Source organism: Kineosporia mesophila (assembly GCF_021129235.1).
GTDB lineage: Bacteria > Actinomycetota > Actinomycetes > Actinomycetales > Kineosporiaceae > Kineosporia > Kineosporia mesophila.
Genome location: NZ_JAJOMA010000001.1, coordinates 149,509 through 165,583, shown reverse-complemented (window position 1 = coordinate 165,583; position 16,075 = coordinate 149,509). Strand labels below are relative to the sequence as shown.

At 68.8% G+C, this 16,075-nt stretch carries 14 protein-coding genes; 9 read left to right on the top strand and 5 right to left on the bottom strand.

What is annotated here, in order from left to right:
* The first annotated feature begins 22 nt into the window (after positions 1 to 22).
* The 4 genes from ccrA to LR393_RS00715 all read left to right on the top strand — a co-directional run bounded on the left by ccrA (position 23) and on the right by LR393_RS00715 (position 4,396).
* Positions 23 to 1,360, top strand: a complete 1,338-nt coding sequence (ccrA, locus tag LR393_RS00730; RefSeq protein WP_231480875.1) for a crotonyl-CoA carboxylase/reductase — start codon at positions 23 to 25, stop codon at positions 1,358 to 1,360.
* A gap of 34 nt (positions 1,361 to 1,394) precedes the next feature.
* Positions 1,395 to 2,696 (top strand): coiled-coil domain-containing protein, encoded by a 1,302-nt coding sequence (locus LR393_RS00725; RefSeq protein ID WP_231480874.1) that lies wholly within the window; start codon positions 1,395 to 1,397, stop codon positions 2,694 to 2,696.
* A gap of 120 nt (positions 2,697 to 2,816) precedes the next feature.
* A complete protein-coding gene (locus tag LR393_RS00720; protein ID WP_231480873.1) occupies positions 2,817 to 4,028 on the top strand; it encodes an AI-2E family transporter in 1,212 nt (403 codons plus the stop codon).
* Complete coding sequence (locus tag LR393_RS00715) at positions 4,025 to 4,396, top strand: DUF952 domain-containing protein (protein ID WP_231480872.1); 372 nt, start codon at positions 4,025 to 4,027, stop codon at positions 4,394 to 4,396. Before LR393_RS00720 ends, LR393_RS00715 begins: the two co-directional genes overlap by 4 nt.
* Here the strand turns inward: LR393_RS00715 and LR393_RS00710 are convergent.
* A complete protein-coding gene (locus LR393_RS00710) occupies positions 4,393 to 4,989 on the bottom strand; it encodes a SigE family RNA polymerase sigma factor (protein ID WP_231480871.1) in 597 nt (198 codons plus the stop codon). The genes LR393_RS00715 and LR393_RS00710 overlap by 4 nt on opposite strands.
* 101 nt (positions 4,990 to 5,090) lie before the next feature.
* On the bottom strand, positions 5,091 to 6,866 hold the full coding sequence (locus LR393_RS00705) for a 3-hydroxyacyl-CoA dehydrogenase family protein (RefSeq protein ID WP_231480870.1): 1,776 nt from the start codon (positions 6,864 to 6,866) through the stop codon (positions 5,091 to 5,093).
* 323 nt (positions 6,867 to 7,189) lie between these two features.
* Between LR393_RS00705 and LR393_RS00700 the strand changes: the two genes are divergently transcribed.
* A complete protein-coding gene (locus tag LR393_RS00700) occupies positions 7,190 to 8,884 on the top strand; it encodes a S8 family peptidase (RefSeq protein WP_231480869.1) in 1,695 nt (564 codons plus the stop codon).
* Positions 8,885 to 8,997: 113 nt separating this feature from the next.
* Here the strand turns inward: LR393_RS00700 and LR393_RS00695 are convergent, their stop codons facing one another.
* The 3 genes from LR393_RS00695 to LR393_RS00685 are packed head-to-tail and all read right to left on the bottom strand — an operon-like array spanning position 8,998 to position 10,732.
* A complete protein-coding gene (locus LR393_RS00695; protein ID WP_231480868.1) occupies positions 8,998 to 9,246 on the bottom strand; it encodes an HAAS signaling domain-containing protein in 249 nt (82 codons plus the stop codon).
* A complete protein-coding gene (locus tag LR393_RS00690) occupies positions 9,243 to 10,358 on the bottom strand; it encodes a hypothetical protein (protein WP_231480867.1) in 1,116 nt (371 codons plus the stop codon). Before LR393_RS00690 ends, LR393_RS00695 begins: the two co-directional genes overlap by 4 nt.
* Positions 10,355 to 10,732 carry a PadR family transcriptional regulator gene (locus LR393_RS00685; protein ID WP_231480866.1) on the bottom strand — a complete coding sequence of 126 codons (378 nt, stop codon included), beginning with the start codon at positions 10,730 to 10,732 and terminating at the stop codon, positions 10,355 to 10,357. The genes LR393_RS00690 and LR393_RS00685 overlap by 4 nt, the downstream gene beginning before the upstream one ends.
* 289 nt (positions 10,733 to 11,021) lie before the next feature.
* Between LR393_RS00685 and nucS the strand changes: the two genes are divergently transcribed.
* From nucS to LR393_RS00665, 4 genes are all read left to right on the top strand, one after another.
* A complete protein-coding gene (gene nucS / locus LR393_RS00680; RefSeq protein WP_231480865.1) occupies positions 11,022 to 11,717 on the top strand; it encodes an endonuclease NucS in 696 nt (231 codons plus the stop codon).
* A 2-nt stretch (positions 11,718 to 11,719) separates the two neighbouring features.
* A complete protein-coding gene (locus LR393_RS00675) occupies positions 11,720 to 12,829 on the top strand; it encodes a quinone-dependent dihydroorotate dehydrogenase (RefSeq protein ID WP_345718766.1) in 1,110 nt (369 codons plus the stop codon).
* A 95-nt stretch (positions 12,830 to 12,924) separates the two neighbouring features.
* Positions 12,925 to 13,866 carry an FAD-dependent oxidoreductase gene (locus LR393_RS00670; RefSeq protein WP_231480863.1) on the top strand — a complete coding sequence of 314 codons (942 nt, stop codon included), beginning with the start codon at positions 12,925 to 12,927 and terminating at the stop codon, positions 13,864 to 13,866.
* A 373-nt stretch (positions 13,867 to 14,239) separates the two neighbouring features.
* Positions 14,240 to 16,066: a DUF1800 domain-containing protein gene (locus LR393_RS00665; RefSeq protein ID WP_231480862.1), complete on the top strand. Its 1,827-nt coding sequence runs from the start codon at positions 14,240 to 14,242 to the stop codon at positions 16,064 to 16,066.
* Positions 16,067 to 16,075 lie beyond the last annotated feature (9 nt).

Below are 16,075 nucleotides of genomic sequence, written 5' to 3'. Positions count from 1 at the left end.
TCGTGCCCGCCGGAGGCCCATCGTGCAGAAGATTCTCGAGGCGATCCTGTCCGGCACGGCGACCCGCGATGACTACCTCGCCATCGACGTGCCCGAGTTCTACCGCGGCGTCACCGTGCACGCCGACGAGGTGGACATGTTCGAGGGACTGCCCACCCGGGAGAAGGATCCGCGCCGCTCACTGCACCTGGACGAGATCCCGGTGCCGGAGCTCGGGCCGGGTGAGGCGCTGGTCGCCGTGATGGCCAGCGCCGTCAACTACAACACGGTCTGGACCTCGATCTTCGAACCGGTCCCGACCTTCGCGTTCCTGCGCCGGTACGGCCGCACCGGCCCCCTCGGCGCCCGGCACGACCTGCCCTACCACGTCATCGGCTCGGACCTGGCCGGCGTGGTGCTGCGGACCGGCGCCGGGGTGCAGGCCTGGAAGCCGGGTGACGAGGTGGTGGCGCACTGTCTGTCGGTCGAGCTGGAGGCCCCCGAAGGGCACAACGACACCATGCTCGACCCCGAACAGCGTATTTGGGGCTTCGAGACGAACTTCGGCGGCCTGGCCGAGCTGGCCCTGGTGAAGACGAACCAGCTGATGCCCAAGCCGGCCCACCTCACCTGGGAGGAAGCGGCCTGCCCGGGCCTGGTGAACTCGACCGCCTACCGACAACTCGTCTCGCGCAACGGCGCCGGCCTGAAGCTCGGGGACCACGTCCTGATCTGGGGCGCCTCGGGCGGCCTGGGCTCGTACGCCACACAGTTCGCACTGGCCGCAGGAGCCACTCCGGTCTGTGTGGTGTCCAGTCCGGGGAAGGCCGAGCTGTGCCGGCGGATGGGCGCTGACCTGGTCATCGACCGCAGCGCCGAGGGCTACCGGTTCTGGCGCGACGAACACACCCAGGACCAGAAGGAGTGGCGGCGGTTCGGCAGCCGCATCCGGGAGCTGACCGGTGGGCGGGACGTCGACGTGGTGTTCGAGCACCCCGGGCGCGAGACGTTCGGGGCCAGTGTCTACGCCGCGAAGAAAGGGGGAACGGTGGTCACCTGTGCATCAACATCTGGTTACATGCACGAATATGACAATCGCTATCTGTGGATGAACCTGAAACGCATCGTAGGATCGCACTTCGCGAACTATGCCGAGGCATGGTCGGCCAACGACCTCGTGTCGAGAGGGCTGATCCATCCGACGCTGTCCCGGACTTACCCGCTCGACCAGGCTGGACAGGCTGCATTCGACGTTCACGGCAACCGTCATCAGGGCAAGGTGGGAGTACGCTGCCTGGCACCTGATGAAGGTCTCGGCGTGCGCAACGCAGCCCAACGCGAGCGGCATAGTAAAGCAATCATGAGGTTCAGGAACGTCTAGGCCCGGGCGGCGGGCCGTCAGGGAGGACTGAGTAGTGGCCGGCGAACAGAGCCCCCATGGATTCCAGATCGTCATGCGTGGTTTCGATCGCGCGCAGGTGGAGGAAAGAATTGCCTCCCTGGAATCCTCCCTGCGTGACGCCAGAGCCCGCGTCGAGGAGCTCGACACCCGCGCGCTGAAACTCTCCGGTGAGGTGGCCGAGGCGCACCGCCAGCTGCGCGAGGTGGAGCGCCCGTCGTACAGCGGCCTGGGTTCCCGCATCGAGCAGTTGCTGCGCCTGGCCGAGGAGCAGGCCAGCGACGTGATCGCGGCCGCCACCAAGGAGGCCGAGGAAGCAGTCGCGCAGGCCCGGGTCGAGGCGGCCCAGCACCGCGCGGCCGCCCAGAACGAGGCGGCCGAGACCACGGCCGTGGCCCAGCGGGAGACCGCCGAGCTGCGCAACCAGGCGAGCACCGAGGCCGAGGACATTGTCGGCACCGCCACCCGTAAGTCCGAGGAGATGCTGGCCGTCGCCGAGCGCGAGGCCTCCAAGCTGAAATCGGTCACCGAGCACGAGACCTCGGAGAAGCGCAGCACCGTCGACCGCGAGCTGGCCCGGCTGCGGGCCACGGCCGAGCGCGAGGTCACCGAGCTGCGGGCCGGCACCAAGCGCGAGACCGACGAGGCCCGGGGTCACGCCAAGCGTGATGCCGAGGAGATGCGGTCGACCGCCAAGCGCGAGTCCGAAGAGATGCGCTCGTCCGCGGCCGCGGCCCTGGAAGAGGCCCGCAGCCGCGCCGAGCAGATGAGCACCGACCTCGAGGTCAAGCTCGCCGCCCGCCGCGAAGAGGCCGAGCGTCTCGACGCCGAGCGTCACGAGCAGGCCGTGGCTCAGGCCACCCAGCTGGTGGCCGAGGCCGAGCAGCGCGCGTCCGCCGCGGAGACCCGCGCCGGAAAGGCGGTGGCCCAGGCCGAAGCCGTGCGCCGCGACGCCGACGAACACGCCAAGACCCTGGTGGGCAACGCCCGCCGCAACGCCGACCAGGTCATGGCCGAAGCCCGGGCGCACGCCGACAAGGTGCTCTCCGAGGCGAAGGGCGAGGCCGACCGCAACCGCCGGGCCGCCCAGCGCCAGGTCGACGAGCTGATCCGTCAGCGCGACAGCATCACCGGTCACCTCGACCAGCTGCGGGCCCTGCTCGGCAACAGCATGCCGATGAACGCCGGCTCGCTGGACAAGGTGGCCCAGGCCGCCTCGCACAACCCGCAGGACGACCCCTCCGGTGACAACGGTCAGGACAGCGAACAGCGCACGATCGTGCTGCCCGACGCCGCACCCGCCGGCTCCAAGCGGTAACCGAACGATCACTCAGCGACGCCGCCCGGTTCTGGCCGGGCGGCGTCGCTGTGTTCTGGGCAGAATGCTCTTCGCGATCTTTACCGGCCCGCGACCCTCCACCGAAACGGAGCCCTTGCTGTGTCCCAGCAGTCGGACCCCGACACCACGACCACCCTGGGTTCCGAGCACCCCGGCGATGAACCGGCCAAGGTGTCGGCCCCCACCCCTGAGCACCCCGCCGGAGAACCCCGCATCTCCGAGGAGGGCGAACCGGTGAAGGGCGACCCGAAGTTCGGCCGCCCGGGCCCCCCGATCAACCGGAACAGCCCGTTCTACTTCGGTTTTCTCGCCACGATCGGCGCGCTGCTGGCCTTCCAGCTGATGAAGATCGTGGCCGACCTGTCGCAGACCATCACCCTGGTGGTGATCGCGGCGTTCCTGGCGGTGGGCCTGGACCCGGTGGTGCGCTACCTGCAGCGCCAGGGGCTGAGCCGGGGCTGGTCGGTCGGCATCGTGTTCGTCGCGGTCATCGGCATCTTCGGCGGGTTCGCCGCGATCATCATCCCGGACATGGTCGACCAGGCCACCGAGCTGATCGACTCGGCCCCCGACCAGATCGACAACCTGACCAAGACCCGCTGGATCAACGACCTGAACGCGCAGTACGGCGTGATCGACAACATGAGCAAGCAACTGCGCGACCGGGCCAGCAACGGCACGACCGTGATGCAGGTGTTCGGCGGGGTGCTCGGCGCCGGCAAGGCCGTGCTGTCCGGCCTGGCCAGCACCTTCACCGTGCTGATCCTGACCCTGTACTTCCTGGCCTCGCTGAACAACATCGCCGAGGCCGGCTACCGCCTGGTGCCGCGCAGCCGCCGCACCCGGGTGCGTGCCCTGGGCGACGAAATCATCAAGCGCATCGGCGGTTACGTGGCCGGGCAGGTCGCGATCGCGACGATCAACGGTATCTGCAGCTTCATCATGATGACGATCATCGGCATCCCCTACGCCGCCGTGCTCGCCTTCGTGGTCGGCGTGCTGGGCGTGATCCCGCTCGTGGGTGCCACTCTCGGCGCTGTCCTGGTGGTGCTCGTCGGGCTGTTCCAGTCGGTGCAGATCGCGATCATCGCCGCCGTGTACTACCTGATCTACCAGCAGGTGGAGAACTACCTGATCGCGCCGCGCATCATGTCGCGCACGGTGGCCGTGCCCGGCGCCGTGGCCCTGATCGCGGCCTTCGGCGGCGGTGCGCTGCTCGGTGTTCTGGGGGCGCTCATCGCGATCCCGATCGCCGCCGCGATCCTGCTGATCATCCAGGAAGTCGTCATCCCGCGACAGGAGGAAGCATGACCCGCGTCCTGCACATCGCCCTGGCCCCCGAGTGGACCGAGGCCGAGGCCCTGGGCCGCTACGAGAAGTCCAGCCGGGGCGTCACTCTGGCGCAGGAGGGCTTCATCCACGCCAGCACCGTCAGCCAGGCCGCGGTGGTGCTGGGCAAGTTCTACGGCGACCTGCCTCCCGCCGGCCTGCGCCTGCTGGTCGTCGACGAGGAGAAATGCGCGGAGCAGGGCACGCCGATGCGCTGGGACGACGTCCCCGGCTCGGACAGCCCGTTTCCCCACTTCTACGGGCCGATCCCGGTGGACGCGGTGGTGGCGGTGCTGGAGTTCACCGGCCCGGAACTGCCCGACGTGAGCAGCTACGACGTAGCTCGCTAGACCGGGTCTGTCGTCAGCATGTCGCGCAGCTTCGCCAGGCCGCGGTGGGCGTTGCTGCGCACCGTGACCTCGGAGCACTTCATCAGCACGGCGATCTCGCTGTCGGGCAGGCCCTCGTAGTGCCGCAGCACCAGCACGGCCTGCTGCTTGGCCGGCAGCCGGCGCAACAGGGCGACGAGCTGTTCGCGATCGGCCCGGTTCTCCGCGCCGTCGCCCGACGGGGTGTCGAGCACCAGCACCGAGTCGGTCGCCCGCTCGCGCCGGGCGGCCCGCCGGAACCATGAGGTGCAGGCGTTGACCACCATGCGCCGCACGTAGGCGTCGACGTCGTTCGCGGAACTGACCCGATCCCACTGCAGCAGGGCCTTGCCGAGTACGTCCTGGACCACGTCCTCGGCCAGGTAGGGATCACGCAGCAGACCACGCGCCAACCGCACCAGCGCCGGGCCGCGGCTCGCCACGAACTCTTCGAACACCAGCCGGCCCGGAGTGTCCTGACCGATCATCTGATCGGGGACAGACCGGTGCACATCGTCTGCCGACGCATCGACAGGCTGCTGCACCACCACGTTCCCCTCGCAGATCTGGCTCATTCACCGACGTTGTGCCGCGCCCCCGTGAACGGCTTCCCACAGCCGCGTTCGCGCAATCCGGCGCCAGCCTAACCGGACCTTGCGACTGCCTGTGCATAGTTCTAGCCGTAAGTACGGAATCCTCGACCAGTTTTCCGGCCCAGATAACCCGCAGTGACCAGATGCTCCAGCATGGGTGACGGAGCGAAGCCAGGTTCACGGAACTCGTGAAAGAGAACCCTCTCGATCGCCAGTGATACATCCAGGCCGACAACATCCAGAAGCTCGAAGGGCCCCATCGGATACCCGCAGCCCAGGCGCATGGCCCGATCGATGTCCGGGGCCTGGGCGTAGTGCGCGCCGAGCATCTTCACGGCGTCATTCAGGTACGGGAACAGCAGCGCGTTGACGATGAACCCGGCCCGGTCGCCACACGTGACCGGATGCTGACGAATACGCCGGCAGAGTTTCAATGCGGTCAGAGTCACATCCTCCGCCGTCGAAATCGTGCTGATCACCTCGACCAGTCGCATCGCCGGGGCGGGGTTGAAGAAATGGATTCCGATGACGTCCTGTGGTCTTTCCGTCACCGCGGCACATTCGATGACGGGAAGTGAGGACGTCGTGGTCGCCAGCACGGCGCCCGGCCGGCAGATCCGGTCGAGGTCGCGGAACAGGGCCTGCTTCACCTCCAGGTCTTCCACCACCGCCTCCAGCACCAGGTCGGACTCCCGCAGGTCGGCGAGCGCCGTGGTGCCGCGGACCTTCCCCAGGGCGGCGTCGCGCTGCTGCGCCGTCAGCCGCCCCTTCGACACCGAGCGGTCCAGGCTCCGCCGCAGACCCGCGTGCACCGCCTCGGCCCTCTGCGGCGTCCGGGCCACGAAAAGCACGTCCAGACCGGCCTTGGCCAGCACCTCGACGATCCCGGTGGCCATCGTGCCGGAGCCGACCACCCCCACGACCTGTACGTCTCTCCCCCGGTCGGCGACCGGCCCACCCGCGGGCGGGAGGGCGTCCTCAAGCACCACCGACGAGCCGGGAGCCGCGTAACGGTAGAAGCCCCGCCCGGTCTTGCGCCCCGTGAGCCCGGCGGAGACCATCTGCTTGATCAACGGCGCCGGGGCGTGCAGACGATCGCGGGTCTGGCGATACATCGAGTCGAGGATCTCGTAGGCCGTGTCCAGCCCGATCAGGTCCATCAGGGCGAGCGGACCCATCGGCAGACCGCACCCCAGTCGCATCGCGTCGTCGATGTCCTCGCGCCGGGCGTACTTCGCCTCGAACATCGACACGGCGTGGTTCAGATAGCCGAACAACAGCGCGTTGGCGATGAAACCGGCCTGGTCGCCGACCACCACCGGTTCCTTGCCCAGGGCCCGCACCAGGAGTGCGGCGTCGTCCACCACATCCTCGTCGCTCACCACCGTGCGCACCACCTCGACGAGCTCCTGCACCGGCGCCGGGTTGAAGAAGTGCAGCCCGATCACCCGCCGCGGATTGCCTGTGGCCACGGCGATTTCGGTGACCGGAAGGCTGGAGGTGTTGGTGGCCAGGATGGCGTCGGGGGCGACGACGGCGTCGAGTGCGGCCAGGATCTCCCGCTTCCGGCCGAGTACCTCGGGCACCGCCTCGATCACCAGCCCGGCGCCGGCGACCCGCGCCACCTCGGTGGAGAACTCGATCCGGGCCAGCAGTTCCGCGCGGTCGGCGGGCGGTAGCTTGCCGCGTTCGACCGCCCTCGCGGTGGACGCCTCGATCCGCGCCCGCGCCCGGCCAACGGCAACCGCGTCGATCTCGACGCCGATCACGCCGAACCCGTGGCGGGCCAGCACCTCGGCGATGCCCGATCCCATCGTGCCGAGCCCGATCACTCCCACGGTCCGTATCTGCCGCGCCATCGCGAGCCTCCTCGTGGCCGATCACTGTCGATCACTCATGGTGACCTGGGTGAAAGCCCTTCAGCAGGGATGAATCTGTCGCCCACGCCACGCCCCGGACGGAGGTTGCCCGCGTCAAGAAAAAGTATTCTCCGCCACCCTCCGGCAGAAAAACGTTCGGTTTGCGTTCAATCCGGACGGAAGAACATGTATAAGTCATCCGGTATGCGAACTGCTTTGCCGGTCGGGGGCCCGACTGCCGCAGGTCCGGCGAGTGCGCATACCGAGCAGCGTCCGGCAGTCACGTTCCACCCGCGAACATCCGCGACGAAGGGACCGATTCGATGCGACAACTTGGCGTCTGCCTGGTGACAGCGATGTTCGCCGTCACCGGCACCGCGCTCGTGGCCAGTTCCCCGGCCTCGGCGAGCACCTTCCAGAAGGCCACGACGACCGCCCCGACCGAGTACGTCGTTCTGCAGAACGCGAACTCCGGCGCTCTGGCGGCCAAGGCGGCCGTGGAGAAGGCCGGGGGCACCGTGGTCTCGGAGAACTCCGCGCTCGGCTACGTGGTGGCCACCAGCACGAAGTCCGACTTCCAGGCGAAGATCAACGCGGACAGGACCGTGCTCGGCGCCGCCGGCAACCAGATCATCGGTCAGGCGCCGGAGGAGAAGCAGGCCAGCCAGTTCCAGATCGAGCAGCTGCGCAAGAGCACCTCCAGGTCGTCGAAGCCCGGCGGGCACAAGGGTTCTGCCGTGAGCAGCGAACCGCTGGCCGATCTGCAGTGGGACATGAAGCAGATCGACGCCACCAAGAAGGGCTCGTACGCCTCGCAGCCCGGCAGCCGCAAGGTGCTGGTCGGGGTGATCGACACCGGCGTCGACGGCAGTCACCCGGACATCGCGCCGAACTTCAGCAAGAAGCTGTCGCGCAACTTCGTCACCGACATCCCCGAGATCGACGGCGAGTGCGAGGTGGCCAGCTGTAAGGACGCCGCCGACGTGGACGACGGTGGTCACGGCACGCACGTCGCCAGCACCATCGGGTCCCCGATCAACGGCATCGGCATCGCGGGCGTCGCGCCGAACGTGACGCTCGTGAACATCCGGGCCGGCCAGGACTCGGGCTACTTCTTCCTCCAGCCCACCCTGGACGCCCTGACCTACGCCGGTGACATCGGTGTCGACGTGGTGAACATGAGCTACTACGTCGACCCGTGGCTGTTCAACTGCACGAACAACCCGGCCGACTCGCCCGCGGAACAGCGTGAGCAGCAGGTCATCCGCACCGCCACGCAGCGGGCCCTGACCTACGCCCGCAACAAGGGCGTGCTGCCGGTCTCCGCCGAGGGCAACGAGGCCACCGACCTCAACAACCCGACCACGGACAGCACCTCGCCGGACTACCCGGAGGGCGCTGCGAAGGACCGCACGATCGACAACTCGTGCATCAACGTGCCGGCCGAGAGCAAGGGCGTGCTGACCGTCAGCTCGACCGGGCCGAGCAAGCGCAAGGCCTACTACTCCAACTACGGCACGGAGGAGACCGACGTCTCCGCGCCCGGTGGTGACGCCTACGACACCGCCGACGGTTCAAGGGATCTCAGCGGCACCGTGCTCGCTGCCTTCCCGAAGCACCTGGCGATCGAAGAGGGCCTCATCGACGAGAACGGTGAACCCCTCACGCCGGCCGTGGTGAAGTCGTGCAAGGGCTCGGTCTGCGGCTACTACCAGTACCTGCAGGGCACCTCGATGGCGTCCCCGCACGCCGCGGGTGTGGCCGCGCTGGTGGTCAGCGAGTTCGGCCACAAGGACAAGAGCGGCCTGGGCCTGGACCCGGCCAAGACCGAGGCCAAGGTGCTGAAGTCGGCCACCGAGACCGCCTGCCCGAACCCCCGCACGTTCAAGTACCACCGGATCCTGACGACCGGTGCGATCGTGGACTCGGAGGCCACGTGTGAGGGCCCGAAGTCGGACAACGGCTTCTACGGTCACGGCATCGTCAACGCCAAGGCCGCGGTGAGCGGCAGGCTGTAACCGAAGACGAGGCGGCGGCGGGCCTTTCGGGAACCGCCGCCGCTTCTGCGTTCAGGAGCCCCAGTACAGGTCGACCGGCACGACGAGCAGGACCAGGACCACCAGCCAGATGTTCAGCAGGACGACGCCCAGACCCACGAGCGCGGGCCACCGGCGCCGGCCGAACGGAGTTCCGCGGCATAGGCCTCGGGCGGCCCGAACACCTCGACCGGTGAACCGTTCTCCGCCAGCGACTCGGCCAGATCGGCCTCAAGCCCTCCGGTCAGCTCGTCCACCTCGTCGGCGGGCAGATCGGCCAGGGCGGTGCGTACCGCAGCCAGGTAATCGGCGATCGGACGGTGGTTCTCCAGGACCGCGCTCATCCCTCGTCACCGTCCGCCGGGGTTTCGGTCAATTCTGCTGACGGCGTGGGATCGCCCGGTTCAGTAGGGGTCGGCTCCGCGGTTTCGGTCAGGGTCGGCGTCGGTCCGGCCGTGGCTGTCGCGGTCGGCTGCGGGTCATCCTGGCCCACCGGGTACTGCAGGCGGCTGGAAGCCTTGGCGTCACGGGTCGTGGCCGGGATCTCGTTCCCGTCCTCGTCCCACCCCGACAGCGTCTCCTTCAGCGGGTAGACGTTGAAGAGGTCACGACCGTCACGGCCCTTCGCCGGATTCACGCTGACGTCCGACATACCCTCCGAGTATGTCTTTTCCGACGGCACCAGCATCCGCCCCTGGTCGTCGAACAACTGCACGCCCTGCAGCGGGTTGCCCTCGGAGTCGTACGGGAAGATGTTGTGCACCAACCGCCCACCGTTGGTCACACCCTCGACCGGACCCGATTCCGGCATGCTGGACGCATTCGTGTATCCGTCGATGCCCACCGGCACCAGTCCCACGACGGAATAGTTCGGGATGACGAACAGCCAGGCGGCCAGCACCAGCGAGCCGACGGCCAGCAGATCCGCCGCACCGACCAGACCGCGCCGGAATCGGTCGGACGAGAACCACTTCCGGCGTTCGAGTTCGATACCCCCGATCACCAGCACGACGAGCAGCAGCCACTGCACCTCGGACTCCGGGGCTCTCTGACGGGTGCCGCTCAGCGTCTGCACGATGAGCTGGTAGAGCACGTAGGAGCGAAAAGCCCACCACAGTGGACGAGCCGTCTCACCGAACGCCTTCACTCCCGGACCCCACGGCTGCCGGTCCAGCCAGGCCTTCGCCGCGGCGATCCGCGGCCTGATGTCCAGCTGCGGAACCCGTTTCGCACCCCTCGGCGAGAGGCCGGCCGCGGCGCGCAGCTCGGCGGCATAGGCCTCCGGCGGACCGAACATCCCCTCCGGTGTCCGGTCGCTGCCGTCGAGGGCATCGGCCAGGTCGGCCTCGAGCCCCCCGGTCAGCTCGTCGACCTCGTCCGCACCGAGATCACCGAGCTCCCGCCGCACCGCCGCCAGATAGTTCGCCAGGTCCGGGGTCTCCGTCACCGTGTTCATCGCGTTCCCTCCGAGCCCGTCCGCCGCCGGCGCTCCAGCGGCACCGTGTTACCCGTCGACCCGGCCAGCAGACCGGACATCGTGTCGGCGAACGCGGCCCAGGTCTGCCGCTGCTCCCCGAGTTCCTGCCGCCCGAGCGGCGTGATGCCGTAGTACTTGCGGTGCGGCCCCTCGTCGGAGGGCACCACGTACGACGTCAGCGACCCACCGGCGTAAAGACGCCGCAGCGTGCCGTACACCGACGCGTCCCCGACATCCTCCAGACCGGCGGCCCGCAGACGACGCACCACGTCGTACCCGTACCCGTCCTCCTGCGCGACCACCGCCAGCACCGCGACGTCGAGCACGCCCTTCAGTAACTGCGTCGTATCCATACGTCTCCCCAACCCGATCCACTGCCGCGTTACAGAAGGTACCGCGCAATGCGCAGTAGCGTCCATGGTGCGGGAGCGGGCGTGTCGAGGTGCGCCCCCCAGGGGACGCGAGGCCCCCCTAGTTCGTGATCATGCAAAACCTCCCCGGCGTTCTAGAACTGTTCGCGCGAGAGTTCTAGAACTCCGGGGAGGTTTTGCATGATCACGGAGGGTTGGGGGGCGCGGTTGGGGCAACCTGGGCGAGGTGGTCGCCCACCTTGTGTCCTCGTTCAGGCTAGGCTCGTCGACCGTGCGTCTGGTTATCGCTCGTTGTTCTGTTGACTACGCCGGGCGGTTGACCGCCCACCTGCCGCTGGCGAATCGCCTGCTCATGGTGAAGGCCGACGGCAGTGTGCTGGTGCATTCGGACGGTGGCTCCTACAAGCCGCTGAACTGGATGAGCCCGCCCGCCAAGCTCACCGTCGGCAAGCCCGACGAGACGGCGGCCGAGGTGGGCGTGACCGAGGTCTGGACGGTGCAGAGCGCCAAGACCGACGATCGGCTGATCGTGAATCTGCACGAGGTGCTGCACGACAGCAACCACGAGCTCGGGGTCGATCCCGGGCTGGTGAAGGACGGCGTCGAGGCCCACCTGCAGAAGCTGCTGGCCGAGCAGGTGAACCGGCTCGGCGACGGCTGGCAGCTGGTGAGGCGCGAGTACATGACCGCCATCGGCCCGGTCGACCTGCTGGTCAAGGACGCCTCCGGGGGTTCGGTGGCGGTCGAGATCAAGCGGCGTGGTGAGATCGACGGCGTCGAGCAGCTCACCCGCTACCTGGAGCTGATGAACCGCGACCCGCTGCTCTCGCCCGTCGCCGGTATCTACGCCGCCCAGGAGATCAAGCCGCAGGCCCGGGTGCTGGCCGAGGATCGCGGCATTCGCTGCGTGATCCTGGACTACAACGAGATGCGGGGCCTGGACGACGTGGAGACCCGACTCTTCTGATGCTGTATCAACTCGTTTTCAAGCACCTGCTGGTGCGGGTGCCGGCCGAGACCGCGCACCACGCGGCGTTCACGGCGATCCGCCTGGTCGAGCGGGTGCCCGCGCTACGGGCGCAGCTCTCGAAGCTGCTGGCTCCGAACGATCCCGTGCTGCGCACCCGCGCGCTAGGTCTCGACCTGCCCGGGCCGCTGGGTCTGGCCGCGGGTTTCGACAAGGACGCCCTGGCTCCCGACGCGCTGGCCGCGATGGGGTTCGGGTACGTCGAGATCGGTACGGTCACGGCCCGCCCGCAGCCGGGCAACCCCAAGCCCCGGATGTTCCGCCTGCCCGCGGACCGGGCGCTGATCAACCGGATGGGCTTCAACAACCACGGCTCCACCGCGGCCGCGATCCGGCTGAAAGACCGCACCGGTCCGGCCGTCGTGGGCGCGAACATCGGCAAGTCCAAAGTGGTCGGCCCGGCCGACGCGATCGAGGACTACGTCGCCAGCACGGCCCGGCTCGGCCCCGTCGCCGACTACCTGGTGGTCAACGTCAGCTCCCCGAACACCCCCGGGCTGCGTGACCTCCAGGCGGTCTCGTCGCTGCGGCCACTGCTGAGCGCGGTTCGGCGCACTCTTGACGCATCCGGCCCGACCGGCCGGGGCACCGGGACCCGACGCGTCCCCCTGCTGGTGAAGATCGCACCCGACCTGTCCGACGACGACGTGGACGCCGTCGCCGACCTGGCCGTGGAACTGGGGCTGGACGGCATCATCGCGACGAACACCACCATCACCCGCATCGGCCTGCGCACCTCCGCGGCCGAGGTCGAGGCGATGGGCGCCGGTGGGCTCTCCGGTGCGCCGGTGGCCGGGCGGTCGCTCGAGGTGCTGCGCCGGCTGCGGGCCCGGGTCGGCGACGAGATGGTGCTGGTCGCGGCCGGTGGCATCCAGGACGGGGACGACGCCTACGAGCGCATCCGGGCCGGAGCCACGCTGGTGCAGGCGTACACGGGCTTCATCTACGGCGGTCTGTTCTGGCCCCGCCAGGTGCAGCGTCGCATCGCCGAACGCCTCCGCGCCGACGGCTTCACGTCGATCCACCAGGCCGTGGGCACGGCCGGGAACTGAAACAAGGGGACGAGCGGCGAGCGTTCCCCTGGAACAGGCCCTAATGGTGGACGTCGAGTAGCAGCCTGGCACCAAGTCACGGCACCATCGCTCATATGGCTGTACGGATCACCGTCATCGGCGCGGGCGTCATCGGTCTGTCCTGCGCCGTGCGGCTGGCCGAGGCGGGTCATCAGGTCGACGTGATGGCCCGCGAGATGCCCCTGGAGACCACCTCGGCGGTGGCCGGTGGACTGTGGATGCCCTTTCTGGCCGAGCCCGCCGACCTGGTGTCCCGCTGGTCACGTGCCACCTACCAGGCGCTGACCGAGCTGTCCGAGGACAACGATGCCCGCGTCACCGGCGTGGTCCAGCGACCGGGGTACATCGTCGGGGCCGACACGCGCCCGGTCTTCGCGGACGGTCTTCCGGCGGTCGGCCTGACCCACGTCAACCACCCGCACCCGGACCACCGCAACGGCTGGCACCTGGTCGTTCCGGTCGTCGACATGACCGTGCACCTGCCCTATCTCGTACGCCGGCTGGAAGCGGCCGGCGGCACGCTGACCCGGATCGCACTGGGCGCCCTGCCCGCCCGCGGGGTGGTGATCAACTGCACCGGCCTGGCCAGCCGGGCCCTGGCCGCCGACTCCACGGTCTATCCGGTGCGCGGTCAGGTGCTGCGGGTGTCGAACCCGGGTGTCGGCGAATGGTGGGCCGACGAGAGCGACCCGGACGTTCTCACCTACGTGCTGCCCCAGACCCGCCACATCGTGGTCGGGGGCACGGCCCAGGTGAACGACTTCGAGACCACCCCCGACCCGGTGATCGCGGAGCGGATCCTCGAGCGGGCGCGGAAACTCGTGCCCGCCCTGAGCCGCGCCACGGTGCTCTCGCACCGCGTCGGCCTGCGCCCGGCCCGCCCCTCGGTGCGGCTCGAGACCGTTCACACCGCCGAGGGCACGACGGTGCACTGCTACGGGCACGGCGGCAGCGGGGTCACGCTGGCCTGGGGATGTGCGGACGACGTGCTCGCCGAGGTCTCCCGGCTTCCGTAGAGCTGCCGGGGAACACGAAAAGCCACCACCGATCCACTCAGTGTTCCCGCGATCCGGGTCGCCGAGCATCCGGCAGATTAATTTTTCGGACCTCTCACTGCCCTCGTATTCCGGGGGAAATACCCATTCCCATTAACCCTTCTTAAGGCTGCCGAAGCACTCCCTGAAGCTTAGGTGGGTCTGTTGAGTGTTTCTTGACCTTCGTTTCACTCACCCCCTGATGTGGCTCTCACCAGCGGGTTTCACCAGCTCCGACGATCGGTCGGGCCCGGCGTCGGGATGGTTGCCCGCTTACCCGGAAAACTTGTAAGTTCCCTGCGACTTCACCCGACACCTCGCCTCGGGGGCGCGGCTCGCAGGAGGAATGCAACGGATGGCAGACGGCTTTCCGCCGGCCGGGAACGATTCCGGCCGCAGCGGTTCCCCCTCGGAATCCACACCGGATTTCCACACCCGCCGCACCCTGCGGGAGAACGGGCCGGGCGTCACCGCCGGGTTCTCCCGGCGCGGCCTGATCGTCAGTGGCGCCACCGCCGTGGCCGCCGCCGGGGGCACCGGATACCTGCTGATGCGGGGCGGCGGCGCCGAGTCCGCGACGGCCTCGCTGTCGGGCGGCAGCGCCGCCTCGGCCACCACGAACCAGACCGCCGCCGACGCGCTGGCGAGCGCAACCGCGTCCTCAAGCAGTGCGACCTCGACCAGCGCCGCCGCCAAGGCGAGCACCGCGACCAAAGCGAGCACCGCGACCAAGGCGGCCACCACGACCACCGCGGCCGGTACCACCACCGCGGCCGCGAAGAAGGTCAAGGCCGACCCCGACCTGCTGCTCGGCCGGGCCTCCTACGGGCGCACCGCCGCGAGTGACCGCCTGATCGGCAAGATCGGCGCCTCGGCCTGGCTGGAACGCCAGCTGCGCCCGGCGAAGATCAAAGACCCACGGGGCCAGGCCGTCGACGCCCAGTTCCCCGACCTGAAGTGGAGCATCGCCCAGGCCCGCCAGGGGCTGAAGGTCGGCGCCTGGGACCTGATGCAAGACACCAGCGCGAATCACCTCGGCCGGGCGCTGTTCTCGAGCCGTGAGCTGTACGAGGTGATGGTCGACCTCTGGTCCAACCACCTCAACATCACCTGCCCGGGCGGTGACGTCTGGGACACCCGACACCGCTACCAGCGCGACGTGATCCGTAAGCACGCCCTGACCTCCTTCGAGGATCTGCTGCTGGCCAGCGCTTTTCACCCCTCGATGCTGGTGTTCCTGAACGGCGCCCAGTCCACCGGCCAGGCACCCAACGAGAACTACGCCCGCGAGGTGCTGGAACTGCACACCGTCGGCGTGAACGGCGGGTACACCGAGAAAGACATCCAGCACTCGGCCCTGCTGCTCACCGGCTGGACCTTCAACGAGGGCAAGCGCGCCTACGACCCCTCTCGCCACTACACCGGCGGGATCAAGGCTTTCGGGTTCAAGAGCGCGAACTCCACGGGTGCGGGCGGCCCGGCCGCGCAGCGCCGGTACCTGCGCTACCTGGCCCACCACCCGAAGACGGCCCGCAACATCGCCACCAAGCTGGCCCGGCACTTCGTCTCCGACAGCCCGCCGAAGTCGCTGATCACCGCGCTGGCCAAGGTCTACACGAAGAACGACACGGCGATCGTGCCGGTGCTGCGTGCCCTGTTCACCTCCCCCGAGTTCGCGGCCTCCAGCGGCGAGAAGGTCCGCCGGCCGATGGAGCAGGTGGTCGCCTCGGCCCGCGCGATCGGGGTCAGGAACGGGTCCAGCTCCAAGGCGCTGATGGACATGTACTACATCGTCAAGGACGCCGGCCACGGGCCGCTGAGCTGGACGATGCCGAACGGCTACGCCGACACCGCGGACTCGTGGCAGTCGCCGGCCGGGGCGCTGCAGGTGTTCAACTCCACCACCGCGATGGTGCACGGCTGGTGGCCGACGAAGATGTCGCTGCCCGGGCCGGAGAAGATCCTGGCCACGAAGCCCACCACCCGCTCCGGCGTGATCACCGCCGTGGGCAAGAAGGTGTTCGGCCGGGCCCCGACCAAGCGTGAGCGCGCGGCCGCGACGAACCTGCTGGCCGGCACCAAGCTGCCCACCGCGCTGAAGGCCAGTTCCTGGGAGCAGCACGAGACGATCGCGCTGACCACCACCCTGTTCCTCGCGGCCCCGGCCCACCTCTCCGTCTAGATCGGTATT